This is a genomic window from Methylotenera sp. E1MeOHC1 (assembly GCF_058745595.1).
Map to the genome: position 1 here is coordinate 507,844 of NZ_CP196025.1, position 24,355 is coordinate 532,198.

General features: G+C 44.3%; 23 protein-coding genes. 19 read left to right on the forward strand and 4 right to left on the reverse strand.

The annotated features are described in order from the left end of the window. The first annotated feature begins 55 nt into the window (after positions 1-55). The gene (orn, locus tag ACSSU7_RS02305) at positions 56-616 is read left to right on the forward strand and encodes an oligoribonuclease (RefSeq protein ID WP_492517805.1); all 561 of its coding nucleotides are present in this window, start codon (positions 56-58) and stop codon (positions 614-616) included. A 188-nt stretch (positions 617-804) separates the two neighbouring features. Here the strand turns inward: orn and glgA are convergent, their stop codons facing one another. After that, positions 805-2,262: a glycogen synthase GlgA gene (gene glgA, locus ACSSU7_RS02310; RefSeq protein ID WP_492517134.1), complete on the reverse strand. Its 1,458-nt coding sequence runs from the start codon at positions 2,260-2,262 to the stop codon at positions 805-807. A 95-nt stretch (positions 2,263-2,357) separates the two neighbouring features. Here glgA and crcB point away from each other — a divergent pair, with 95 nt between their 5' ends. Together crcB and ACSSU7_RS02320 are read left to right on the forward strand one after the other, a co-directional pair. Beyond that, a complete protein-coding gene (gene crcB / locus ACSSU7_RS02315) occupies positions 2,358-2,753 on the forward strand; it encodes a fluoride efflux transporter CrcB (RefSeq protein WP_492517135.1) in 396 nt (131 codons plus the stop codon). A 75-nt stretch (positions 2,754-2,828) separates the two neighbouring features. Continuing rightward, entirely contained in the window at positions 2,829-3,389 is a 561-nt protein-coding gene (locus ACSSU7_RS02320; protein ID WP_492517136.1) for a glutathione peroxidase, read from the forward strand. 72 nt (positions 3,390-3,461) lie between these two features. On the opposite strand, the gene ACSSU7_RS02325 is transcribed toward ACSSU7_RS02320, so the two are convergent. Beyond that, positions 3,462-4,277, reverse strand: coding sequence for a pyruvate, water dikinase regulatory protein (locus ACSSU7_RS02325; protein WP_492517137.1), 816 nt, complete (start codon positions 4,275-4,277; stop codon positions 3,462-3,464). A 23-nt stretch (positions 4,278-4,300) separates the two neighbouring features. Beyond that, positions 4,301-6,670 carry a phosphoenolpyruvate synthase gene (gene ppsA / locus ACSSU7_RS02330; protein ID WP_492517138.1) on the reverse strand — a complete coding sequence of 790 codons (2,370 nt, stop codon included), beginning with the start codon at positions 6,668-6,670 and terminating at the stop codon, positions 4,301-4,303. Positions 6,671-7,073: 403 nt separating this feature from the next. Between ppsA and ACSSU7_RS02335 the strand changes: the two genes are divergently transcribed. From ACSSU7_RS02335 to hxlB, 11 genes are all read left to right on the forward strand, one after another. Beyond that, positions 7,074-8,063, forward strand: coding sequence for a beta-ribofuranosylaminobenzene 5'-phosphate synthase family protein (locus tag ACSSU7_RS02335; protein ID WP_492517139.1), 990 nt, complete (start codon positions 7,074-7,076; stop codon positions 8,061-8,063). 61 nt (positions 8,064-8,124) lie between these two features. After that, a complete protein-coding gene (locus ACSSU7_RS02340; protein WP_492517140.1) occupies positions 8,125-9,042 on the forward strand; it encodes an NAD(P)-dependent methylenetetrahydromethanopterin dehydrogenase in 918 nt (305 codons plus the stop codon). 98 nt (positions 9,043-9,140) lie between these two features. Further along, positions 9,141-10,205: an ATP-grasp domain-containing protein gene (locus ACSSU7_RS02345; RefSeq protein WP_492517141.1), complete on the forward strand. Its 1,065-nt coding sequence runs from the start codon at positions 9,141-9,143 to the stop codon at positions 10,203-10,205. 45 nt (positions 10,206-10,250) lie between these two features. Further along, entirely contained in the window at positions 10,251-11,231 is a 981-nt protein-coding gene (mch, locus tag ACSSU7_RS02350) for a methenyltetrahydromethanopterin cyclohydrolase (protein ID WP_492517142.1), read from the forward strand. 55 nt (positions 11,232-11,286) lie between these two features. Next, positions 11,287-12,180, forward strand: coding sequence for an ATP-grasp domain-containing protein (locus ACSSU7_RS02355; protein WP_492517143.1), 894 nt, complete (start codon positions 11,287-11,289; stop codon positions 12,178-12,180). After that, positions 12,180-13,034 carry a triphosphoribosyl-dephospho-CoA synthase gene (locus ACSSU7_RS02360; protein WP_492517144.1) on the forward strand — a complete coding sequence of 285 codons (855 nt, stop codon included), beginning with the start codon at positions 12,180-12,182 and terminating at the stop codon, positions 13,032-13,034. The genes ACSSU7_RS02355 and ACSSU7_RS02360 overlap by 1 nt, the downstream gene beginning before the upstream one ends. A 125-nt stretch (positions 13,035-13,159) precedes the next feature. Then, positions 13,160-13,846: a response regulator transcription factor gene (locus ACSSU7_RS02365; protein ID WP_492517145.1), complete on the forward strand. Its 687-nt coding sequence runs from the start codon at positions 13,160-13,162 to the stop codon at positions 13,844-13,846. A gap of 268 nt (positions 13,847-14,114) precedes the next feature. After that, positions 14,115-16,151, forward strand: coding sequence for a CHASE2 domain-containing protein (locus ACSSU7_RS02370; protein ID WP_492517146.1), 2,037 nt, complete (start codon positions 14,115-14,117; stop codon positions 16,149-16,151). 85 nt (positions 16,152-16,236) lie between these two features. Next, entirely contained in the window at positions 16,237-17,190 is a 954-nt protein-coding gene (tal, locus tag ACSSU7_RS02375; RefSeq protein ID WP_492517147.1) for a transaldolase, read from the forward strand. Between the two features lie 264 nt (positions 17,191-17,454). Then, the gene (gene hxlA, locus ACSSU7_RS02380; protein ID WP_036302738.1) at positions 17,455-18,087 is read left to right on the forward strand and encodes a 3-hexulose-6-phosphate synthase; all 633 of its coding nucleotides are present in this window, start codon (positions 17,455-17,457) and stop codon (positions 18,085-18,087) included. Between the two features lie 127 nt (positions 18,088-18,214). Continuing rightward, positions 18,215-18,754: a 6-phospho-3-hexuloisomerase gene (hxlB, locus tag ACSSU7_RS02385; protein ID WP_492517148.1), complete on the forward strand. Its 540-nt coding sequence runs from the start codon at positions 18,215-18,217 to the stop codon at positions 18,752-18,754. Positions 18,755-18,807: 53 nt separating this feature from the next. Here the strand turns inward: hxlB and ACSSU7_RS02390 are convergent, their stop codons facing one another. Then, positions 18,808-19,533: a HisA/HisF-related TIM barrel protein gene (locus ACSSU7_RS02390; RefSeq protein WP_492517149.1), complete on the reverse strand. Its 726-nt coding sequence runs from the start codon at positions 19,531-19,533 to the stop codon at positions 18,808-18,810. 319 nt (positions 19,534-19,852) lie between these two features. Between ACSSU7_RS02390 and ACSSU7_RS02395 the strand changes: the two genes are divergently transcribed. From ACSSU7_RS02395 to ACSSU7_RS02415, 5 genes are read left to right on the forward strand one after another with little or no spacing between them, the layout of a single operon-like run. After that, complete coding sequence (locus ACSSU7_RS02395) at positions 19,853-20,788, forward strand: ATP-grasp domain-containing protein (protein ID WP_492517150.1); 936 nt, start codon at positions 19,853-19,855, stop codon at positions 20,786-20,788. Next, on the forward strand, positions 20,785-21,837 hold the full coding sequence (locus tag ACSSU7_RS02400) for a hydantoinase/oxoprolinase family protein (protein ID WP_492517151.1): 1,053 nt from the start codon (positions 20,785-20,787) through the stop codon (positions 21,835-21,837). The genes ACSSU7_RS02395 and ACSSU7_RS02400 overlap by 4 nt, the downstream gene beginning before the upstream one ends. Then, positions 21,834-23,261 (forward strand): aminodeoxychorismate synthase component I, encoded by a 1,428-nt coding sequence (gene pabB, locus ACSSU7_RS02405; RefSeq protein WP_492517152.1) that lies wholly within the window; start codon positions 21,834-21,836, stop codon positions 23,259-23,261. Before ACSSU7_RS02400 ends, pabB begins: the two co-directional genes overlap by 4 nt. A 35-nt stretch (positions 23,262-23,296) precedes the next feature. Further along, positions 23,297-23,944 (forward strand): amino acid kinase family protein, encoded by a 648-nt coding sequence (locus ACSSU7_RS02410; RefSeq protein WP_492517153.1) that lies wholly within the window; start codon positions 23,297-23,299, stop codon positions 23,942-23,944. A 27-nt stretch (positions 23,945-23,971) separates the two neighbouring features. Then, positions 23,972-24,349: a 4a-hydroxytetrahydrobiopterin dehydratase gene (locus tag ACSSU7_RS02415; protein WP_492517154.1), complete on the forward strand. Its 378-nt coding sequence runs from the start codon at positions 23,972-23,974 to the stop codon at positions 24,347-24,349. The last annotated feature ends 6 nt before the right edge of the window (positions 24,350-24,355 follow it).

Genomic DNA, 24,355 nt, shown 5'->3' on the forward strand with positions numbered 1-24,355 from the left:
ATATGTGATGGTTCACCCAGTTTACTTAATAATACTCATTTTAATGGAAATCATGATGGCAGCAGCAGACAATACGACGAATCAGAATAATTTAATTTGGCTTGATATGGAAATGAGCGGTTTACTGCCAGATTCTGACCGTATTTTGGAATTGGCAGCGGTGGTGACCGATGCAGATTTAAATGTCCTAGCAGAGTCACCTGTGTTCGTTGTGCATCAATCTGATGAGGTGTTGGACGGTATGGACGCTTGGAACAAAGGCGCACATGGCCGCTCTGGCTTAATCGACAAAGTAAAAGCATCTACATTAAGCGAAGCTGAAGCTTCAGCGCAAATGATTGAATTCCTTAAAGCGCATGTGCCATCAGGAAAATCACCAATGTGCGGTAACTCAATCTGCCAAGACAGACGCTTCATGGCACGATACATGCCGGAACTTGAGAGCTTTTTCCATTATCGCAATTTAGACGTAAGCGTGTTTAAAGAGCTTGCTCGCAGGTGGAAACCTGAGATTTATTCAGGATTTAAAAAGGCGAGCCGTCATGAGGCATTAGCTGATATTTATGAGTCAATTGATGAGCTTAAATATTACCGTGAACACTTTATCGTGAAGTAATGTGTGCTTAAATATTTAATGTCTATGAAAGTTTAGTTACTCAACGGATTAATTACTTAAAGTATAGATAAAAAAAGGCGCCAACTAAAGGCGCCTGAAGGGGAGAAATCGGCTTAGGAGATATGTAAGCTTAATTTTATATAAGCATTAAGCATGCCAACTACCACCCCTTCTCCTTTTAAGAGTACTTAAATTAGCGTTTGGTATAAAGCCAAGTACTCTTGAGCGCTTTTATCCCAGCTTAAATCTTGAGACATCCCAGTTGTTTGTAGCTGTTTCCACACTTTTGGTGCAGTTCTGAACATATCTAAAGCGCGTTGGATGCTGGCAATTAAGCCATCACTACTTGCTTCTACCATTACAAAACCATTAGCGGTTTTATTCTGTAGGTGTGTTGCATCTGCATCAATAATGGAGTCTGCAAGGCCGCCAGTGGCGTTAACGATAGGTGGCGTACCGTAAGCTAGGCCATATAGCTGATTGAGGCCACAAGGCTCAAAGCGTGAAGGCATCACAAACATGTCGCAGCCCGCCATGATTTGGTGAGACAGTGGTTCGTTATAGCCAATCGTCACGCTGGCACGGTTAGGGTTTTGTGCTGCAATCTTTAAAAATTCTAATTCCAGCGCAGATTCACCACCACCCAATAATGCAAATTGGCAGCCTTGATTGATTAGGTTTTGCAGGTGAGGTAACAGCATATCCAAACCTTTTTGATGGGTGAGGCGGCTTACCACGCCCAACAATGGTGCGTCTGCATCTATATCGAGCCCAAGGTGCTGTTGTAGTGCCTTTTTAACTTGTTTCTTGCCTGCTAGCTTGCTAGCACTGTAATGCTTGGTTAAATACTGATCAGTTGCTGGGTTCCACTCGTCAGTTTCAATACCATTTAGTATGCCTTTGATTTCATGGCCGCGTTTGCTAAGCAAGCCTTCTAATCCAAAGCCAAAGGCCGTTGTTTGAATCTCCTGCGCATAACGCGGGCTTACTGTAGAGATGGCATCCGCATAGAATATAGCCGCTTTTAAAAATGAGAGTTGGTTGTGATATTCAAACCCTTCTATCGTGAAGTTCGCGCTGGGTAAGCCCAAGCTCATTACCCAGTGTGGCGGGTAGCAACCTTGAAACGCCATGTTATGCAGGCTGATGATTGATTTAGCATGAGCGTGCTCGGTGAGTTGCATGTAGGCAGGTGTTAGACCGGTTTGCCAGTCATTGCAATGGACGATATCGGGTTGCCAATCTTTAAGCGGTGAGTGGTTGCTGGCCAATATCGCTGCAACTTTTGATAACACCCCAAAGCGTATAGGATTGTCTTGCCACTCAAGCCCTTGCGGGTCAGCATACGGCCCGCCATCACGCTCATAAATGCTAGGCGCTTTGATCACCAATACTTTTACTTGAGTGCTCTCTATTGTGCCAAGCTGTAGTTCGGCTTGGTCAATATGCGGTAGATGACTTACCCGTGCAATCGTTTTTAAGTCTTTTAATGCGGCTAATACAGCAGGGTAGCCTGGCACTAGGATGCGGATATCAACACCTAGCCCTTGTAATGCAGTGGGTAGGGAGCCACTCACATCTGCTAATCCACCGGTCTTAATCAGTGGAAAGACCTCAGAGCTCACAAATAACACTTTCATTGCCATGATTTTCTCGCTAAAGTTCTTATGTTTATTTTAGTATTGGCTAAAATTGATAAAAAGATTTTACTATACGGCGCTGCTAATCTGGGTTTAAGAATATGAATTCCGCGATAAATTTTACAAATACGCTAGCTGTTGGTATGGGGGCAGCATTAGGCGCCTGGAGTCGATGGGGGTTAGGGATTGCCTTTAACGCAATCATGCCAAACCTGCCGCTAGGTACGCTTATTGCTAATCTAAGTGGTGGCCTGTTGATGGGGGTTGTGATGGGCTTGATTGGCCTGGGTGAGCTAGCTCACCCAAGTTTGCGCTTATTCGTCACGACTGGTTTTTTGGGTGGTTTGACTACATTTTCTGCTTTTACTGGGGAGAGTTTGTCTTTATTGCATCGGCATGATTATTATTTGGCTGCGCTCCATGCATTTACTCACATGTTTGGCGCTCTTATAATGGCGGCATTGGGTGTTGCTGCTGTGCAGTATCTTAAGCCTTAAGGAGTGGCGATGGAATTTAATATAAAAAGCCCAGTCACAGTATCATCTATATTATTGATTGTTAAGTGAGTAGAAATGTACTTTTCATCTAGTGCTTTAAAATCCGGCTTATTAGCCTTACTTTTAATAGGAATGTTATCACTGACCAATATGGCGAATGCTGCTTGCTCTGCGTTGTACAACCATCAGTTTTCTACCTTACAAGGTGGAAAAATCAACTTGTGTGATTATCAAGATAAGCCCATTTTAGTGGTGAATACTGCAAGCAAGTGTGGGTTTACCCCACAGTTTGAAGCGCTCGAAGGTTTGTATAGTAAATACAAAAATCAAGGTTTGTTAGTGATAGGTTTTCCATCCAATGATTTTAAGCAAGAGTTAAACGATGATAAGCAAATCGGTGATTTTTGTAAGTTAACCTATTCAGTTAAGTTCCCGATGATTAGCAAATCTTCAGTGAGTGGTAAAACGGCAAATCCATTTTATCAGCAGTTGATTGCAAAAACAGGGCAGACACCGAGTTGGAATTTCTTTAAGTATGTGATCTTGCCAGGCGGCAATGATGTGTATGCTTTTAGTAGTGATGTAAAGCCAAACGCAGCGGAAATCTTGAGTAAGATTAAACCTAGCTTAAAGTAGTCTCCGCTAGTTAAAAATAAAAAAGGTGCGATAAGCACCTTTTTTATTTTTATCGCATTAACGCTAAGTTGATTACTTACTAATTGCAGGGTGTCGCATTTTTTCTAAAATAATTGCAGAAAGCTCCTCTACCGAGCGGCTTGTAGAGTCTGCCCAGGTGATGCCCGCATTGCGCATGAGTGTCTCTGCGGTTGCAATTTCCTGACGACAATTATCCAATGAAGCATAAAAACTGCCAGCCCTACGTTCATTACGCACCGCATGCAGTCGTTCAGCTTTAATGGTTAATCCAAAAATCTTACCTAAATGTTTATTAAGTACAGCTGGTAGTGTGCCGCGCTCAAAGTCTTCAGGGATAAGTGGATAGTTCGCTGCCTTTACGCCAAACTGCATGGCGAGATAAACGCTAGTTGGCGTTTTGCCACAGCGTGATACACCGACAAGTATCACTTCAGCTTCTTCTAGTCCGTTGTTGGTCATGCCATCGTCATGGTTAAGCGTAAAGTTAATTGCTTCCATACGCTCATTGTAGCTGCTGCCCATGACGCTATGTGCAATACCGGCACCAGTGAGTGGTTTTTGTTCTAGCTCTAAACCTAAAGGGTCAATAAACGTATTGAATAGGTCTATAAAGTAAGCGTTACATTGCTTGAGTGAGTTACGCAACGCAATGTCACCCAGAGTCATAATCACTACCGGGCGACCGCCGTCTTCTTCCGTTGCATGGGCAATTGCCTCTTGCGCTAGCTTAATCTTCTCTAGCGTGTTAGTGAACGGTAAGCGCACTTGGGTAAAGTGAGTACTGGGGAAATGCTCCAGCAATTTACCTAATGCGCCCGCCGTAATGCCTGTGCCGTCCGAAACGAAGAATGCGGTACGCTTGATCATGACAGTTTACCTGTGTTTATTGACTATTTTGTAAGGCGCTGCCAAGTTGCAACCACTGTATCAGGGTTAAGTGATACAGATTGGATGCCTTCTTCCACTAACCATTCCGCAAAGTCTGGGTGGTCTGATGGGCCTTGACCGCAAATACCTACGTATTTACCTAGGCGGTTACAGGTGCTAATTGCCATTTTCAGTAATACTTTCACCGCGTCGTTACGCTCATCAAAGCCATCTGCAAGGATGCCTGAGTCACGGTCCATACCCAATGTTAGTTGGGTGAGGTCGTTTGAGCCAATTGAGAAGCCGTCAAAGTAAGCCAAGAACTGCTCTGCAAGTAATGCGTTGGATGGAATCTCACACATCATGATCAGGCGTAAGCCATTCTCACCACGTTTAAGACCATTCGCAGCCATAATTTCAGTTACCGCTTTAGCTTCAGCTAAAGTGCGAACGAAAGGAATCATCAACTCAACGTTGGTTAAGCCCATTTCATCACGTACTTTTTTCATCGCAACACATTCCATTGCAAAGCACTCTTTGAAGTCTTCTGCCATGTAACGTGCCGCGCCACGGAAACCAATCATTGGGTTTTCTTCATCTGGCTCGTAAATCTCGCCGCCAACTAATTTTTTGTACTCGTTTGACTTGAAATCAGAGGTACGCACAATCACTGGTTTTGGATAGAACGCTGCTGCAATCGTCGCAACACCTTCTGCTACTTTGTCGATATAGAATTGTTTAGGTGAAGCATAGCCACGTGAGCGATTTTTAATGGTGGTTTGAATCGCACTTGGCATTGCATCCATATTTAAAATTGCTTTTGGATGGATACCTACCATGTTGTTGATCACAAACTCTAAACGCGCCAAGCCTACGCCGTCATTTGGCGTTTTGGCAAAGCTGAATGCCATGTCTGGGTTACCAACGTTCATCATGATTTTGCATGGAGCAGTTTTAAGTGCTGCCGCCGCTTGTGTGCTTACGTCGTACTCGATTTCACCGTGGTAAACAAAGCCAGATTCACCCTCTGCACATGACACAGTAACGATTTCACCTTCACGTAAAACATCGGTAGCGTTTACTGCACCCACAATCGCCGGGATACCCAATTCACGCGCAATAATTGCTGCGTGGCAGGTACGGCCGCCGCGGTTGGTCACTAAAGCGCTAGCGCGCTTCATCACTGGCTCCCAGTTAGGGTCTGTCATGTCAGCTACTAATACATCACCTGGTTGTACTAGGTGCATATCCGCTGGGTCTAGCACGATACGTACTGGGCCTACACCAACTTTTTGTGTTACGGCACGACCTACCACTAATGGTTTTTCGCTGTGTTTGTTGAGCTTAAATGTCTCTGTGACATTGTTTGCTGCTTCTTGTGATTTAACAGTTTCAGGGCGAGCTTGCAGAATGTAGAGTTTGTTATCTACGCCGTTTTTGCCCCACTCAATATCCATTGGACAGCCGTAGTGGGCTTCAATCGTCATGGCGTAACGTGCTAGTTCTAGCACGTCTTCATTTGATAATGAGTAGCGGTCGCTATCAGCAGGATCCACTTCCACCGTGTGCGTGCTTTTGCCAGCGCGAGTTGCGTCACTAAATACCATTTTAATGAGTTTAGAACCCATGGTACGGCGCACAATTGAAGGCTTGCCTTGAGCGAGTGTTGGTTTGTGTACGTAGAACTCATCTGGGTTCACCGCGCCTTGCACCACTGTTTCACCTAGACCGTAAGATGATGTGATAAACACCACATCTTTAAAGCCAGACTCAGTATCAATCGTAAACATTACGCCTGCGCAGCCAATGTCGCTACGTACCATTTGTTGTACGCCTGCTGAAAGTGCAACATCTGCGTGCACAAAGCCTTTGTGCACACGGTATGAAATTGCACGGTCGTTATATAAAGAAGCAAATACCTCTTTAATTGCGTGCAAGATATTATCTAGGCCGTGAATGTTAAGGAATGACTCTTGTTGACCAGCAAATGATGCGTCCGGTAAATCTTCTGCAGTTGCAGATGAGCGCACAGCAAATGTAGCGCCGTTACCTGATTTGGCAATCAGGATTTCATAGTTTTCAGCAATTGCTTTTTCTAGTGCAGCAGGAAATGGTGCAGCCATAATCCATTCGCGCACTTGTTTACCACAGACAGCAAGGGCTTGTGTGTCATCGACGTTCAGTTTATCAAGCTCAGCATTGATTTTGGCATCCAAGCCATTTTGAGCTAAAAATTCACGATAGGCATCTGCTGTGGTAGCAAAGCCAGTAGGGACCCGTACTCCTTTTGCAGACAGCTGAGAAATCATTTCGCCTAGGGATGCATTTTTCCCGCCGACTGAAGGGACGTCTACGTTGCGTAAATTTTCAAATGGAATAACGTGGGCTGACATGATAGTTCCTTAGTTTCAAACAAATGATTAATTTTCTAACTATATACTCGATACTCGCGCTTCATTTAAGGCTTATTAACCCGTTAGGGTGGTACCTGGTGCGCAGAAGGGGAGGTGAATGCGTTAGATTATTTTAATAATCCCTCATTTTGCCTAATTATGTTGGGGTTGTCACCTGAAAAAACTGCACATTGAATAAAATCTTTGGTTTTTGAAATGCGGTTTAGCGCTAAAAATATTGAGACATGAATGTTTGGGCGTATGAAAATTGCTTAGCCTAAGCTAAAATGAAAGCAGAAACTAATTATCATTATTAATACGATCATCACTATGCAATGTTACACAGAACAAAGCGCGCTAACAAAGGGCGTTTTATTAAAAATCAGTTCAGTAGGAATGATCAATGACCTCTAGTGTTGAGGTGTCAACCAGTGGTCGTTTACACATGGGTTTTTTTGATTTGCATGGCGGGCTTGGGCGCAAGTTCGGCAGTATAGGCTTGAGTCTTACTGAGCCTAATCTGGTGCTAAGTGCCAAGCGATCCCATTCGCTACATGTATCAGGGGCTGGTGTGGTACCAGACTCTGTAGTTGCACGTGTTGCTAAAGTTGCGCAGCAGATTTTAACTGCAATGAATGTTGCAGAGGGCGTTGAAATAAATATCAGCGAGGCTGTACCTGAGCATTCTGGTTTAGGTTCTGGCACGCAAATGGCACTGGCTACCGGCTCTGCTATAAGTCATTTATACCAGCTTAATTTAACTAGCATGCAACTCGCCACGTTAACTGGGCGAGGTCGACGTTCTGGCGTAGGCATATCCGCATTTGATTATGGTGGCTTATTGGTTGATGGCGGGCGTGCAGTGTCCGCTTCGCATACAAGTCCGCCACCGATGCTGGCTAGGTATGATTTTCCTGAAGAGTGGGCTATATTGTTAATCTTTGATGCAAGTGAGCCGGGTATTCATGGAGAGCAAGAAAAAATTGCGTTTAATGAGCTGCCGACTTTCCCCGAAAGTCTGGCTGCCCATTTGTGCAGGCACGTGTTGATGCAAGCGATGCCAGCGCTAGTAGAGCGAGATTTGGTCGCCTTTGGGCAAAGCATCCAAGTGCTGCAGCAGCATGTAGGGGATTACTTTTTACCTGTGCAAGGTGGTAGATACGCAAGCCGATTGGTAAGTGCTGTGCTTGAGCGCCTTGAGGTCATGGGGGCGCCATGTTTTGGGCAAAGCTCTTGGGGGCCGACCGGTTTTGCTATATTTGCGAATAAAAACCAAGCTGAGCAGCATTTGCAGCAATTAAAAACAAGTTTCACCGATAGCGCACTTTCATGGAAAATTTGCAGTGCGTGCAATCATGGTGCAAAATTCAATAAATTCGACGTAACCGTATAAAATTTACAATGGTTAGGTTATGAAAACTGAAACAGATAAACTAAAATTAAGGAAAGTAACAATGGAAAAAGCTAGCATTTTGCATGTATTCACGGCCGCTAAGAACGCAAGTCCGTTCGATGTCAACATGGCCTTCGACGCTGGCTTTGATAAAATTGTGCCGTATACCAATGTTGAGCTCTCTGAGGTAACTGGTTTAACGCAAGATGCAATTTTCTCACGCGGGCTCTCTGGTGTTAAACGTGAAGGTATTTTTATTGGCGGTCGCGATATTGATTTAGCAATGGATATGCTAAGCGCTGCTAAAAAAGCAATGTTCGCACCTTTCGCTTGTTCAGCATTTGCTGATCCATCAGGCGCGTTTACTACTGCAGCAGCGATGATTGCAAAAGTAGAAGCACACCTTAAAGAAAACTTTGGCGAGAGCTTGACTGGCAAAACATTAAGTGTGTTTGGTTCTACTGGCCCAGTGGGTAGCTGTGCATCAATTATTGCAGCGCAGCAAGGTGCTAACGTGCAAATGGTTGCGCATAGCTCAGTGGCTTCTGTAGAGCCTAAAGCTGCTGCTTGGAATGAAAAATACCAAGTGAGTATGAAAGTGGTTGACGGTACAACTGAGGCCAAAAAAGAAGAGATTCTTGCTCAATCTGATATCGTGATTTGCTCAGCAGCTGCTGGTATCCAAGTGATTAGCAAAGCGCAGTTGGCACTTGCTAAGAACTTAAAAGTGGTTGCTGACGTGAATGCCGTTTCGCCACTTGGCGTGGAAGGTGTTAGTGTAAGTGATGATGGCGTGAAGATTGAAGGTACTAACATTTACGGTATTGGCGCAATTGCTGTAGGTCAACTGAAGTACAACACGCAACATCAATTACTTAAACAAATGCTACCAACAGACCAGCCGTTTGAAAAACCAAAATACTTGGAATTTTCAGCAGCATTCAAGTTGGCGCGTGAGTTATTAAAAGTTCACTCTTAATCATTGCCTTATCAGCGCGGCCTTTTGTTGAGGCCGCGGTCAATGCGGGCTACAGGGTTGTAGCGATTGATGCATTTTCCGATGCGCAAACCGTTGCGTTGGCAGAGACTGCGCTGATAGTGAAATATGATGGTTTTGGGTTTGATGCAGAACACCTGCTGCAAACGCTCCATACGCTAGAAAATGAAAGTTTAGACAATGGCGCATCGAAGCTAAGCCAGTTTGCAGGTTTTGTATACGGTAGTGGGTTTGAAGCGCAGCCGGATTTATTACAAAAAGTGGCAGCGTTAATTCCAGTGATTGGCAATTCCTCTACCACTTTGGCTGCAGCCAAAAATTTAAGTGTGTTTTTTGCAACTTTGCAAAAATTGAATATCAAGCATCCAGAGACTTTTGAGCAGTTACCTGTTGCTGTTGACTCAAGTTTGTATCTACGTAAGCTTTCTGGCGGTAGTGGTGGCGTACATATCAAGCCAGCAGCATCGGTGCAGAGCCATTGGTTAGAACAGCATTACTTTCAACGCAAGTTTGAAGGCTTGCCCGTTTCGCTATTGTTTATAGCCAATGGCGCAGAGATTGAGGTGGTGGGCTTTAATGAACAGTGGGTAAGTGCCAGTGCGGATATGCCATTTCGTTATGGCGGTGCGGTAAGTCATGCAGCGTTATCTGTTGCTGTACAGCAGCAATTGTTAGATGCTGCTAGGCAGTTAACAATTGCATTTGGCCTGCATGGATTGAATAGTTTAGATGCAATTGTGCATAGAGTAAGCGTAAGTATAGAGCAGATGTATGTGTTGGAAATTAACCCGAGATTAAGCGCAACGGTTGATTTGTACGATAATAATGGCGTTTTGTTTGAGCGCCATGTACGAGCGTGCGTGCATAGGCAGTTGGCCGGTGTTAGCCAGCGTCAAGATAAGTATGCAGCTGTATCTAAAGCGCATGCTGTTGTGTATGCCGATATTGATGTAATGTTAAACACAGAAATGGTTTGGCCAAGCTGGGCGACGGATACTCCCATCCAGCTGGACGCACCATTAAAGATTGTAGCTGGCGCCCCAGTTTGCAGTGTGCTTGCATATGCAGATAATGCAGATGCAGCAAAAAAAGAAGTGCTGGCTAGAGTGCAGCAGATTAAAAATTTATTACAATCTACTCATTAATTAAACTTGCCTCAATGGGGCTGGTGAGTAGTGCAAAGGAAAAAAATGCAAAATACCTCTTCAACACAAACATTGGCGACAAAGCCTAGCGTTAACCAGCTGAGTGCACCATTGGTAGCCAGGCTAATAGAGCAAGCGGAAACTTTGCACGTTGGGGTATCTAAGCATGCTTCTGGCTGTACCATTGTTGATGCAGGTATCCAGTTTCCAGGCTGTGCTGAAGCTGGTCGTTTAATTGCCGAAATTTGTATGGGTGGTTTAGGTGAGGTGAGTTTACAGGCAGATGACCGTTTTGCTGACTGGCATGATGCAATTGCCGTGACCTCAACGCAGCCAGTGTTTGCCTGCTTGGCTAGCCAGTATGCAGGTTGGGCACTTAGTCATGAGAAGTTCTTTTCATTAGGTTCTGGTCCAGCACGTGCATTGGCACAGCGTGAAGATTTGTTTAAAGAGCTGGCTTATGTAGATAGCGGTACCAGCACATGTATCGTGCTGGAAACAGATAAAGTACCACCGGTTGAAGTAATTGAAAAAATCTTGCGTGACACGAAAATGTCTGCAGAGCAGTTAACCATTATCTTAACGCCAACCACCAGTGTTGCCGGTGTGGTGCAGATTGTAGGCCGTGTATTGGAAGTTGCGTTGCATAAAGCGCATACTTTGCACTTCCCGCTAGAGAACATTGTGAGCGGTACAGGTTTAGCTGTATTGCCGCCTGTAGCCAATGACTTTATGACCGGCATGGGTCGAACCAATGATGCTATCTTGTTTGGCGGTTTTGTGAGTTTGCAGGTGAAGGGTGATGATGCTGCGGCAGCGAAGTTAGCGCAAGATTTACCAAGTAGTGCGTCTAAAGACTACGGCAAAACTTTTGCAGAAGTATTTAAATTCTACGAGATGGACTTTTACAAAATTGACCCAATGTTGTTTAGCCCGGCTAAAGTGGCTGTTACAAACATTGATACCGGCAATGTGTTTGAAGCTGGTCAGTTAAATGCGGATTTGATTAATATCTCGTTTCGTTAAGTGTTAGCGTGTGAATTGAGCCCTGAGTCATTTTAACTATTCGTTTTACGCACACTTGAATATACCTATTTTTACCGATGATGCTGGTTGGCAGGGCAACCAGCTCAAGCTTGCGTTTGCAAAGCGTGGGGTTGAAGCCAGCTTTGTGTCACTGCAAGACTGTGCGATTGATCTTTCGCAACCACGTTCACAGATTCATATTCCAGGTTTCGATACCAATCCTCGCGCGGCTTTTGTACGTGGTGTGGCAGGCGGTAGCTTACAGCAGGTGATTACCCGCTTAAATGTTTTGCATCTGCTAACTATGCAAGGCGTGCGCATTTACAACCAAGCGCGTGCAATTGAGCGTACTGTAGATAAAGCTATGACTAGCTTCCTGCTGCGTGAGCATCAGGTGATGACGCCGGCTACTTGGGCATGCGAGTCTAGGCACCAAGCTGAAATGGTACGTCAGCAGGCTGCTCGGAATAATCAACAGTTAGTATTAAAGCCACTGTTTGGCTCACAAGGGCAAGGGGTGCGTAAACTAGAGGCAGAAGAACCTTTGCCCGTGCCGATGCAGCAATACGTAGATGGCGTCTATTACTTCCAGGAATTCATTGAAACAGCAGATGCGCCGCATGATTACCGTGTGTTTGTGGTTGCTGGCAAAGTAATATCTACAATGCGCAGATTAGGCAGTGGCTTTGTTAATAACGTTGCAGCTGGCGGCCGCTGCGAAGCAGTTGAAGCTGATGATGCAATGGTGGAAATTGCTTTAAAAGCAGCTAAAGCGGTTGATATAGACTACTGCGGCGTTGATGTGATTCAGGCGGCGAGTGGCGAATATTATGTGCTTGAAGTCAATAGCATTCCCGCATGGCGCGGCCTGCAAAGCGTGACGAATTTTAATATTGCAGAAGTGCTAGTGGATGACTTTTTGCAAAAATTGAGCGAGGAGGCTGAGTGATGTCGAGTCAGCTAACACCTGCGCAATTAGCACAAGCCTACAAAAACGCATGTATGGGCGAGTTGCAAGCATTAAAGCCCGGCAATGTGCACGCATTTTCCGATGGTCACGGAATGACGATTCAGGACTTTATTCAAAGTGCTGATGTAACGGCAGAACCTATTGCTAGAATAGGCTTATCCGTAGGCGAGCGTGTTTTTTATTCAGTAGAAGTCACCCAAAGTGCAGTTGGGCAAAACACCAATTTAGGCATGCTGTTGCTCTGTGCACCGCTGTTGCATGCAGCAGAAAATTTGCCAGCTAATCAATCACTGTGGGGTCAGTTGCACCAAACATTAAGTCAGCTGAGCGTAGATGATGCAGTTTGGGTTGCCAAGGCAATTGTGCTTGCTAACCCGGGCGGCTTGGGTGCATCCGCTCAGCATGATGTGCATGAGGCTCCTAAAGTTAGCTTGCTTGAGATGATGCATTCAGCGCAAGATAAAGACCGCATTGCCTGGCAATATGCAAATGCTTTTCAGAATATAGTGGGTTTTGGTGTTAATTTATATGCTGATGCATTACTGAAGTGGGAAAATGCGGCTTGGGCAACAACCGCCTTATATTTAGGATTTTTGACTAGATATGCCGACACACATGTGTTGCGCAAGCATGGGGAGCAAGTCGCTAATCTCTTGATGCAAGAAGCTAAAGAGATTGAGTCTAACTATTGGGCTACGCACAATCCCAAACTTATGCAAAAGCAGTTGCTAGCTTGGGATGCCTCACTTAAAGCAAGAAAAATCAACCCGGGTACTAGCGCAGACTTAACCGTGGCTACCTTGCTGGCTAGCGATTTGGCGCTTGCAACATAAAAAGTACGTCATCATAATTATCTCATTCTAGCTTAGCTATTTACTTTCAGGCTTGGTAACAAATGACGCAAATAGTTAAGTGAATTTAGGCAGTAAACACCACCAATTCGGAATAAAAAATATAAATGAAAATAGCATTGTTGGAAGATGATCTGGCATTTGCCGAAGTGTTGATTGAATGGTTGCAAGAAGATGGTTTTGAGGTGGACCATTTTAAGTCTGGGATAGATTTCTTACGCCAGTTTCCACATACACAATATGATTTATGTGTGTTTGATTGGGCCTTGCCAGACATGGAGGGGCCTGATGTCATGGTCAGCATTAAGCTTAGAGCCAATAAGTTACCCCCAATTATTTTTTTCACTGGCAGGTCTGAGGAACAAGATATTGTTCGTGTAATAGAAGCAGGCGCTGACGATTATGTAGTTAAGCCAGCCAGCCGCCCTTTGTTAATGGCGCGCATTCATGCACTGCTAAGGCGCACATCGAATCAGTTGGTTGATAAAACTAATTATGAGTTTGGCACATTAAATTTTGATGTGAAACTAAGGGTCGCAACACTTGCTGGAGAAGAGGTTAGGCTAACCGATAAAGAGTTTGATTTAGCCTTGTATTTCTTGAAAAATGAAGGCGCTTTGTTATCAAGAGTCCATTTGATGAATGTGGTGTGGGGTGCTACTTCAGAGGTGGAAACACGTAAAGTAGATGTGCATATTAGTCATTTACGCACGAAGCTAAAGCTTACATCAGAGTATGGTTGGAGATTAACGTCAATTTACCAGCAGGGCTATCGCTTAGAGCGCAATCAGTAGGTCGCTGCTCTTATCGGTTGCCGATAATTTACAAAACTTAACAATCAGTATCGCTTGATATTGAAAAAAAATGGGATGGTTCGTGGTATTTTGTGCATCAGTTACAGTTTGAAAATTAACTTGCATGATAATCATAAAAATAAAAAAACTTTCCTGCGGTATAGTAGTTTTGCTATTGGCTTTGGCGAATATTCCTTTGCTAATGAGGCATTGCATCCAGCATTGCAGCAATCCATTCACATCATCCCTATCAGCCTGTCATTGATTTATGCAAATTAATGACAAGTTGTTTACAGCCATTGCACTTGCACTAATCGCTTGTATATTTACTTTAAGTGAAGTTTTAGTTCGGTTTGATCATTTTTATTATGATTTAGGGCAGCGCCTAAGTTTCAAAAATGCACCAAGCAATATCGTGATTGTTGCAGTTGATGAGGCGAGTATAAATGCGATTGGCAGCTGGCCTTGGTCTAAGCGATTCCATACTGAGCTCATCAATCATTTAATTAACCAGAAACCGAAAGCAATAGGCTTTGGTGTTGTCTTTTCTGAGCCAGAGCGCGATGCTAAAGAAGTAGACTATGCTTTTGCACAAGCGATTAGACGTGCCGGCAATGTTGTCTTGCCTGTTTTGCTTGAAGCGCCATATGTAGGCGGCGCGATTAAGCAAAGTTTGCCTATTCCGCCGTTGGCTTCAGCGGTGGCTGGTTTGGGTCGCTTGAATGTTTCGTTAGATGCTGATGGCGTTGCACGCAGTCTTTACTTGTGGGAGGGGGTGTCAGCAGCTGACTTATCCACGGTAGGCTTGCCGCACTTTTCACAATCAGTATTGCAAGTTGCCCAACTGCTCCCTGCTTATATCAATACTGCTGCTCCTGTTATTTACCCGTCGAAGTTGAGTGCGCTAGGTTATGGTGGAGACGCTGCGCAGCGTTTGATTTCCTACGCACCGCGTAAAGTTGATTTCTTCGGACCACCAGGGCACTTTAATCAGATATCTTATCTAGATGTGCTGGCAAATAAATATTCATCCGGTTTTTTTAAAGATAAAATTGTATTGATTGGTGTGACAGCATTGGGGGTTGGGGATGTGTTGTCCACGCCTGCCTCAAGCTATTCACAACCGATGCCAAGTATAGAGTTTCATGCTAACGCAATTGCCGCCATGCAGGGCTCTTCATTGGTAGTGGATGCGCCAAGCTGGGTCGTTAGTTTGCTATGTGCATTATTGGCAACACTGCCTCTGTTATGGCTGCCTAAGCTACCTCCTTTGAAATCTGTGGTGCTGATTGCAATATATTTCTCTACGATTATCTTAGCTTCACTTTCTATTATGCACTGGTGGAGTTTGTGGATTCCTGCTTCAGGTGCCTTGGCTGCTATATTGTTGGCATATCCAGTCTGGAGTTGGCGCAAGCTTAACTCTGCGCAGTTGTCTTTGGATAAGGAGTTGCAGCGGTTACGTGATGAGTTAGCAGCCCTGGGTATGGTGACGGAAGATAGCTTGGACGAAGCTAATGTAGATCCGTTGCAATCAAGAATTCTAAAGGTGAATCTGACCGCACAGCACTTGAGAAACTTACATAAAAGTAGAAATGATACGTTAGCGTTCATCTCACATGATATTCGGGCGCCGCTTGGTGCAGCAATGATGTTGCTGGATAAGTTCGAAGCCAATAAATACTCCCAGCGTATGAGCAAAATGTTAACCCGCGCACACAGCATGGCTGAAGGTTTTTTGCAGGCATCGCGTGCGGAGATGGCCAATGTGAATAGATTTCATGAGCTGGATATAGTGAGTCTCACGCAGCAGGCAATTGATGATGTGTATGAAATATCGATGGCAAAGCAGCTTAAGCTGCATAAAGACTTTCCCGAGGAGTGCGTGTGGGTAAGAGGGGATTTTGGTTTGCTGCTGAGAGCTGTTTCAAATATGTTGTTGAATGCGGTCAAGTATTCACCAGAGCGGGGCGTGATCAGTGTAATCTTAAAAGGCAACGAGCAATCGATAGTGCTGAAAGTGATTGATCAGGGCCCAGGAATACCGGCAAAAAAGATCGCAAAAATATTTAAACGCTTCAGCCGAGCTGAAGGCGAGCATCAGGCGCAGGAAGGCAGTGGTTTAGGTTTATATTTTGTGAGTGTAACCATCAAAAAGCATCGTGGTAGCGTTTCTGTTCATAGTGAAGAGGGGCGAGGGGCCACTTTCATTGTTTCGCTGCCCTTGGAGCGTCGTAAAGTTAATCGACCTGTTGAACATGAACGCAGAAAGCATCATGTATCGCCATTTAATGACACCATATAGTTTTTAACATCATTACTTTTAAGATATAATCTTGCTCTTGATTTTGTATATGAGTTGTATTCAGATAATTTTTTAGGAGGCAGTAATGGCTAATTTGTTAGAGCAATTAAAATCTATGACCACTATCGTGGCAGATACTGGTGATGTTGAAGCGATTAAGGCTGTTAAGCCTGTTGACGCAACAACAAACCCATCATTAGTGCTAAAAGCAAGCCAATTGCCACAATACGCACCTTTAATTGACGCTGCTATTGCATACGCAAAAGCACAAGGCGGTACTAAGGCTGAGCAAATTGACAATGCAGCTGATAAATTGGCGGTATTGATTGGTACAGAAATCACTAAAGAAGTACCTGGCCGTATTTCAACAGAAGTTGACGCGCGTCTATCTTTCAACTTAGATGCAATGGTGGCTAAAGGCCGTAAGTTGATCAAACTTTACGAAGATGCAGGCGTAAGCAAAGAGCGCGTGTTGATCAAATTGGCATCAACATGGGAAGGCATTAAAGCTGGCGAAATCTTAGAAAAAGAAGGCATTCAATGTAACCTAACATTGTTATTCGGTTTCGGTCAAGCACGTGCATGTGCTGAAGCTGGTGTATTCTTGATTTCTCCATTCGTTGGTCGTATCTTAGACTGGTACAAAGCTAAAAACCCAACAACAGAGTACACACAAGAAACAGACCCAGGTGTGGTTTCAGTGCGTGCTATCTACCAATACTACAAAGAACACGGCTACAAAACAGTGGTAATGGGCGCTTCATTCCGTAACACTGGTGAGTTGTTAGCATTAGCTGGTTGCGATCGTTTGACTGTTTCACCTAACTTATTGCAAGATCTAGCTGCAACAGAAGGTACATTGACTCAAGTATTGAAAGATACAGGCGCTACTAAACCAGCACCAGCAAAAATGACTGAAGCTGAGTTCCGTTTTGAGTTAAACCAAGATCCAATGGCAACAGAAAAACTTGCTGAAGGTATCCGTGGTTTCGTAGTAGACCAAAACAAACTTGAAGCAGCATTAAGCGAAAAACTTTAATACTTTGGTATTAATTTTGTAATTAAAGCGTAATCATGCCGCTTTAGAATTGACATAATTCAACTGGGCATTTAACATAAGTGTCCAGTTTTTTATGAGGCCGAATTTAGGCACTTAAATTCGAACTAGTGGAAGTCGAAACACATCCAACCTTAGTTGAGTATGTCGTAGTAAATTGCGAATGTTAGTTAAGTTCGATGTGGAACGAGTTTCGCAAAATAGCAATAAAATGTAATTCTTAAAATTATTAAACGGAGAAACACCATGGCATTAACACAAATGGCATTAGATTCATTAGATTTCGACGCAACAGTTGCATTAGCAACAACAGTTGCTCCACACGTGGACATTCTTGAAATCGGTACACCATGCATCAAGCACAACGGTATCAAATTGCTTGAAACATTACGTGCTAAATTCCCAAACAACAAAATCTTAGTTGACTTGAAAACAGCTGACGCTGGTTTCTACGAAGCTGAGCCATTCTACAAAGCTGGTGCTGACATCGTTACTGTATTAGGTATTTCTGATATGGGTACAATCAAAGGTGTAATCGATGCTGCTAACAAATACGGCAAAAAAGCACAAATCGACTTGATCAACGTTGCTGATAAAGCTGCTGTTACTAAAGCTGCTGCTGCTGCTGGCGCACACATCATTGGCGTGCACACTGGTTTAGACCAACAAGCTGCTGGTCAAACTCCATTTGCTGACTTAGCATTGGTTGCTGCTTTGAACCTAGGCGTTGAAATCTCAGTTGCTGGTGGCGTTAAAGCTGCTACAGCTAAACAAGTTAAAGATGCTGGCGCAACAATCATCGTTGCTGGTGCTGCAATCTACGGCGCTGCTGACCCAGCTGCTGCTGCTGCTGAAATCACAGCTATCGTTCACGCTTAATTTAAGCTCTTTTCAATAAGTTTTTATTGAAATGAACGATTAAAAAATCCTGACTCAGTAATGGGTCGGGATTTTTTTTGGCATTTTTAAGTATTCTCTAAAATCATTGATTCGATAAGGAAATATCATGAGTAGTAGTCAAAAATTAATTTTAGACAAATTAACAAGCATCCTAGCTGAAACAGACAATTCTAAATCAGCTGAGCTGTTAAAACTGGTTGAAGGTGCTGGCCGTACATTTATCGGTGGCGCTGGTCGTTCTTTACTTGTATCACGTTTCTTTGCAATGCGCTTAGTACACGCTGGTTACAATGTAAGCATGATCGGTGAAGTTGTAACACCAGCAATTAAAGCAGGTGATTTGTTGATTTTGGTTTCAGGTTCTGGTGGTACAGAAACTTTATTACCATTCGTGAAAAAAGCAAAATCAGTGGGTGCTAAATTAGTGGTGATTTCTATGAAGAAAGCTTCACCAATGGCTGACGCAGCTGATTTAACAATTCAAATTGGTAATGACAGCAGCTTCCCATTAACTAATGGTATGCCAATGGGTTCACAATTTGAGCTTTCAACACTACTTTTCTTAGAAGCTACCATTGCAGATTTGATTTTTGCAAAAGGCTTAACTGAAGAAGGTATGCGCGCTATCCATGCAAACTTGGAGTAGTCGTTAGCTGTAGTTGTTTCAGTTGTATAAAAAGCCCGATTAGTCGGGCTTTTTTATTGTTTAAGTAATGCTAGTTGTTGGGGTGAAAGCTGCTTCCCATGCAGGGCAGTGGCGATTAGTGCACCATGAATTCCTAATAATTTTAGCGTATTTAAATCTGTTATATCTCTAACGCCACCAGCCGCATATAAGTTAAAATCGCCAGCCTTAGTTTTAAGGTGTGAAAGTAGCTGCTGATTAACACCTTGATTGGAACCTACATGTGCAAGCGACATGATAATTACGTTTTGCGGCCAGTAGGTCGTGTTTTGCAATAAGGCTTGTGGGCCTTGGTAGCCAGTTGGCATGAAATCGAGCGAGAGGATGGTTTGACTGCTGCTAGCATGATAGACGGCAAGGTATTGCTCCATACTTGAAAAGTTTTCACTGCCGAGGGTGAGTTTTGCGGGCAGTTGCGACCATAAATCAAGTTCATCTGTATTGCTGATGCCCGCATCCACCCAAAGCGTAAGATTGGGGTAGCGCTGCGCGATAGATGCAATCACGCTAAAGTTGTTAGTTTGCGTGCAGTTTTGTGTATTACTAAGTTTTTGTATTGCATTTAGATCTGCAATGTAGAGTTGTTCAAAAGGGTAAAGCGCAAGTAGCGCGGCAACGATATCCAAGGGTTGGCTTGAGGGGGTAAGCGCGGATGCGATTGCGCGGTAGTTGTGACGCTCACCTTTTTTTGCATGAACGACAATGCCGTTTAATAGATCAATCACTGGAATTATCTGCATTAATATCTCAAGAAACGTAATAGTTGCTATGTTTTTGTTATGGTTTTAGCGCTAGCCGCTTTGTTAAATTTGCATCTTAGCCTACACTTTCAAAGGCGATAGATATCAATTTTAAGGCATATTATCCCAGCTTCTGTGTGCTTTGTATGCCCTTCAATCAAGACGATTATGGATTGCTGCACAATATGCCTAGTAATGTAATTAAAGAGGAATATTCATCATCGAAGCATTAAAAAAAATATTAGTTTGTGAGTATATTACTGGCGGTGGCCTGAGTGCAGAGGCGCTGCCTGACTCTTTGGTGAATGAAGGCTCGCTTATGCGGGATGCTTTGCTGCATCATCTGGCTGAAATGAATCAATTTGAAATCGTCACATTGCATGATGCCAGACTGACGCCGTCACCATTGGCGAGCCATAGTATGGCAGTGGCAGTTGGGCAATTTAATCATATTTTTGCAGAGGCGCTGTCTGGTGTGGAGCTAGTATGGCTGATTGCACCGGAAACTAATGGCGTTTTGCTAGAGCTAAGTGAGTTATGTTATGCGAGTCATGACAAAGGCGCTTTATTTTTAGGTTGTGGGTTTGATGCTACCTTAATTGGTACCAGTAAGACTTTGTGTTTTGAAGCTTTGCGCGAAGCTAAGATTCATACCTTGCCTGTGTATGCAGGGGAGGACCTCGTAGCGGGCAAGTGTGCACAGCTAAGCACAGAAAGTATTAATACTTGGGTTGCTAAACCAGAGGATGGTGCGGGCTGCGATGGTATTCGGTTATTTGACTCCATTGATGACTTAACGCATTGGATTAAACAAGATGACCGTTATTTGACCTATTTAGCGCAGCCTTATCAAACTGGTGTGGCTGCTAGTTTTTCTATGTTGTGCCGTAATGGCAAGGCATGGCTATTAAGCTGTAATGAGCAGCATATTACACGCGATGGCGATCATTTTAGGTTGTCTGGAATTACCATTAATGGGATGCCAACCTACTGGCAACGTTTTGAAACCATTGCCAGAAAAATTGCAAAAATGCTGCCGGATGCGCTGGGCTATGTTGGTGTGGATTTGATTGTTGATACCGAGCACGACCATAAGATTTATGTGATTGAAATTAACCCACGCTTGACTACCAGCTACGTAGGGCTGGAGCAGGCGATAGATTATAATCCGGCTAAATTAATAATGGATTGTGTGTTAAATGATAAGTTTTCAATGCCAAATCTAGGTAAAAAGCAGGTTGTTATTCCATTATGAGCCAGCAAAATATCATCGGTTGGGATGTGGGTGGCGCACACCTGAAAGCCGTCTTAATTAACGCGCAGGGACATGTGTTGGATGCTAAGCAGGTCTATTGCCCTTTGTGGCGTGGGCTAAATGAGCTGGAATCAGCCATAGATGCTATTCTGCTTGAAATGCAGGCTGAGTCGCATACGGTGACCATGACAGGTGAGTTAGCTGATATATTTCCAGATCGGCACAGCGGTGTGTTGGCGATTGCGCAGACCATGCAGCGCAAACTTAATGCAGCTAACCCTGAAATGCAGCTTAAGTTTTTTGCAGGTAATCAAGGCTTCGTGACTTTGGATGCTGTTGCCGAGGTAACAAGTGATATTGCCTCGATGAACTGGCTCGCCAGCATGCATTATTTGGCACAGAAGTTACCACAAGCTATTTTCATTGATATTGGCAGTACCACCACAGACATTGCATTGTTAAGTGATGGTAAACCGAATGTGTTGGGGGTGACCGATGCAACACGCATGCAGTTTGATGAGTTGGTTTATACTGGGGTTGTGCGCACGCCATTAATGGCATTGGCGCAAAAAATTCCGTTTGCAGGGCAGTTGGTGAATGTCGCTGCCGAGCACTTTGCAACCACCGCTGATGTTTACACATTAACCGGTGAGTTAGCGCCAGATGATAATATGGCAGACACAGCAGATGGTGCAGATAAAGATATAGCAGCTAGTGCGCGGCGTATTGCCAGAATGGTGGGATGGGATGCGCATGATGCGCCCTTGGCTGTATGGATAGGGCTTGCCCATGCATTTAAACATGCACAGCTTAACTTGGTGCGGCAGTCCGTACTAACGAAGTTATCATCTAAACAAAATACTGAGCCTTCTTTACAATTGGTAGGCGCAGGTGCTGGCGAGTTTCTAACGGCATCGCTTGCACAGCAATTAGGGATTCCATATCGCTCAGTTAGTGATTTTATTAGTGCAGAAAGTGGTTTGATCAAGAATATGGCAAAGGTTTGTTTTCCTGCTTTTGCAGTCGCTTCGCTGGGGCTGTCTAGATGAGTTTTTTAAAGCATCAATTGCAATATCACGCAGATAGTGCGCAATATTTTGCGCGTATCGCGCAGATGCCTTGGGCTATGTTTTTAGATAGCGGGCAGTTGCCAGAGCCAGTTACGGGAAAGGCTGGTAGCCAATATGGTCATTACGATATTTTAGTGGCTAAGCCATTCATGACATTCACTAGTAATGGTCAGCATACAGAAGTAGTGAGTGGTGACAAAAAACACCTGTCACTTGAAGATCCATTTAAGTTAGTGAATGATGCCTTGTTGCCGCTCCATGCTAAGCAGTCAGCATGGCCGTTTACCGGCGGAGCGGTTGGTTATTTTGGCTATGATTTAGCTAGGCGGCTGGAAAAGCTAGAAAATACAGCGGCAGATGATGGCTTAATCCCACAGATGCAAATCGGTATTTATGACTGGGCAGTGATTGTGGACCACCGTGCTAAAACAGCGCATCTGGTTTCCAATGGTTTGGATCGCCAAACTCACGATGACTGGCAGTCGTTATGTACATTGTTTGATGGGGTGAGTGAAAGTGAAGCCGAGCAACAGGCTAACTTTGAAATCACGTCCGCGGTACGCTCTAACATGGATAAAGCGGCTTATGCCACTGCTTTTAATGCGATAAAGACTTATATTCATGAAGGCGACTGCTATCAGGTCAATCTGGCTCAGCGTTTTTCCGCCACGGCGCACGGCGATGCTTGGACGTTTTATCAGCAACTAAGAGCAATAAGCCCTGCACCGTTTATGGCTTACATGAATCTGGGGGGTATGCAGGTGGTTTCTGGCTCGCCAGAGCGATTTTTGCAGGTGGTAGATGGGTATGTGGAGACTCGGCCAATTAAAGGCACTAGGCCGCGCGCTGCTGATGCCGAGCAAGATGCACTGTATGCGCAAGAGCTACTTGAGAGCCTGAAGGATCGTGCGGAAAATCTAATGATTGTAGACTTGCTGCGCAATGATATTAGCAAGAACTGTAAGACCGGTTCGGTTAAAGCAGATAAATTATTTCAATTACAAAGTTTTGCTAATGTGCATCACTTGGTGAGTATCGTGATAGGAGAGCTGCTGCAAGATAAAACCGCGATCGACTTATTGCGAGGCTGTTTTCCGGGTGGCTCAATTACTGGTGCGCCCAAACTACGCGCTATGCAAATTATTGAAGAGTTAGAACCGCATCGGCGTGGGGTGTATTGCGGCGCGATTGGTTATATCGGGTTTGATGGCAATATGGATACCAATATTGCGATACGTACAGCTGTTTATGTGGAAAAACAAAATGGCGAAGGTGAGATTAGTTTTTACGCTGGTGGTGGTATTGTTGCAGATTCAGATGTTGAAAAAGAATATGTGGAAACTTGGGATAAAGCCTCCAGTATGCTAAAAGTAGTGGAGTGTTTCAGCCGTAAGGTTGATTAGCTTTAAAACCCTAAGTTTAAATCAAGGGGTCGCCTATGTGGGTAGTAAAATTAGGGGGTAGTTTACTGGGGTCACCAGAGCTGCCGCGTTGGCTAGAAATGCTGGTTAAAATCAGTGATGGCAAAGTAGTGATCGTACCTGGAGGCAGTGTCTTTGCCGATGCCGTGCGCGCGGCGCAGCAACGCTCGGGGGTGAGCGATGCCCTTGCACATCACTTGGCATTGCTAGCCATGGACCAGTTTGGTTTGCTACTGACTGGCATTAACCCCAGCTTGGTCACCGCGAGTAGCGAGTTGGAGCTTGCTGAGCGCGGCTGGCAGCATAGAGCCATCGTCTGGTTGCCGAGTAAAATGGTATTGGCAGATGATGCTATTGCTAAAAACTGGCAAGTGACTTCTGATAGTTTAAGTGCATGGCTGGCCCATAAGATTGGTGCTGAACGTTTATTACTAGTAAAGTCCAAGCCACTCAGTAATTACGCAAACTCAACATCGGTGTTACTGCAAACATTGGTGCAAGATGAGCTAGTGGATGATGCATTTAGTGACTACTGCTTTGAGAAGAATTTTCAAACCTATGTGGTGCATAAAGCCAATTATGCCGCGGTTGAACCAATATTGAGTAAGCGCCGCGTGGACGATTTGAGCGTAGCCACAGATCATGTGCTGCTTGTTAATTGTTAAATTGGCTTGTTAAAAGAGAGTTCTATTATGTCTGCAACCCCTGTATTTTCTGAGCAAGAAGTCGAAGTAAGATTAGCTGCAGAGCTCCCGCACTGGTATTTGGAAAATGGCTGGATACGACGCAAGTATAAAACCAGCGGTTGGAAAGCCACGCTCATGGTGGTGAACACGGTTGGGCATTTGGCAGAGGCGGCATGGCATCACCCTGACTTAACAGTCTCTTATGCATTTGTTATCGTGAAATTATGCACGCATGACGCAAAAGGCATTACCGAAAAAGATTTTGAGCTGGCGAAGAAGATTGAGTCTGTCATCGCTTGGCAGCCTGCTAAGGATGGTGGTGCTTTAACAGGTACGCCAAACGATGATGTACGTTTTAAATATATTAAATACGACGACAAATAACATTTA

Coding starts and splice junctions, on each gene's coding strand:
- orn (WP_492517805.1), top strand. CDS start 56: ATGGCAGCAGCAGACAATACGACGAATCAGAATAATTTAATTTGGCTT.
- glgA (WP_492517134.1), bottom strand. CDS start 2,262: ATGGCAATGAAAGTGTTATTTGTGAGCTCTGAGGTCTTTCCACTGATT.
- crcB (WP_492517135.1), top strand. CDS start 2,358: ATGAATTCCGCGATAAATTTTACAAATACGCTAGCTGTTGGTATGGGG.
- ACSSU7_RS02320 (WP_492517136.1), top strand. CDS start 2,829: ATGTACTTTTCATCTAGTGCTTTAAAATCCGGCTTATTAGCCTTACTT.
- ACSSU7_RS02325 (WP_492517137.1), bottom strand. CDS start 4,277: ATGATCAAGCGTACCGCATTCTTCGTTTCGGACGGCACAGGCATTACG.
- ppsA (WP_492517138.1), bottom strand. CDS start 6,670: ATGTCAGCCCACGTTATTCCATTTGAAAATTTACGCAACGTAGACGTC.
- ACSSU7_RS02335 (WP_492517139.1), top strand. CDS start 7,074: ATGACCTCTAGTGTTGAGGTGTCAACCAGTGGTCGTTTACACATGGGT.
- ACSSU7_RS02340 (WP_492517140.1), top strand. CDS start 8,125: ATGGAAAAAGCTAGCATTTTGCATGTATTCACGGCCGCTAAGAACGCA.
- mch (WP_492517142.1), top strand. CDS start 10,251: ATGCAAAATACCTCTTCAACACAAACATTGGCGACAAAGCCTAGCGTT.
- ACSSU7_RS02360 (WP_492517144.1), top strand. CDS start 12,180: ATGTCGAGTCAGCTAACACCTGCGCAATTAGCACAAGCCTACAAAAAC.
- ACSSU7_RS02365 (WP_492517145.1), top strand. CDS start 13,160: ATGAAAATAGCATTGTTGGAAGATGATCTGGCATTTGCCGAAGTGTTG.
- ACSSU7_RS02370 (WP_492517146.1), top strand. CDS start 14,115: ATGCAAATTAATGACAAGTTGTTTACAGCCATTGCACTTGCACTAATC.
- tal (WP_492517147.1), top strand. CDS start 16,237: ATGGCTAATTTGTTAGAGCAATTAAAATCTATGACCACTATCGTGGCA.
- hxlA (WP_036302738.1), top strand. CDS start 17,455: ATGGCATTAACACAAATGGCATTAGATTCATTAGATTTCGACGCAACA.
- hxlB (WP_492517148.1), top strand. CDS start 18,215: ATGAGTAGTAGTCAAAAATTAATTTTAGACAAATTAACAAGCATCCTA.
- ACSSU7_RS02390 (WP_492517149.1), bottom strand. CDS start 19,533: ATGCAGATAATTCCAGTGATTGATCTATTAAACGGCATTGTCGTTCAT.
- ACSSU7_RS02395 (WP_492517150.1), top strand. CDS start 19,853: ATGCGGGATGCTTTGCTGCATCATCTGGCTGAAATGAATCAATTTGAA.
- ACSSU7_RS02400 (WP_492517151.1), top strand. CDS start 20,785: ATGAGCCAGCAAAATATCATCGGTTGGGATGTGGGTGGCGCACACCTG.
- pabB (WP_492517152.1), top strand. CDS start 21,834: ATGAGTTTTTTAAAGCATCAATTGCAATATCACGCAGATAGTGCGCAA.
- ACSSU7_RS02410 (WP_492517153.1), top strand. CDS start 23,297: ATGTGGGTAGTAAAATTAGGGGGTAGTTTACTGGGGTCACCAGAGCTG.
- ACSSU7_RS02415 (WP_492517154.1), top strand. CDS start 23,972: ATGTCTGCAACCCCTGTATTTTCTGAGCAAGAAGTCGAAGTAAGATTA.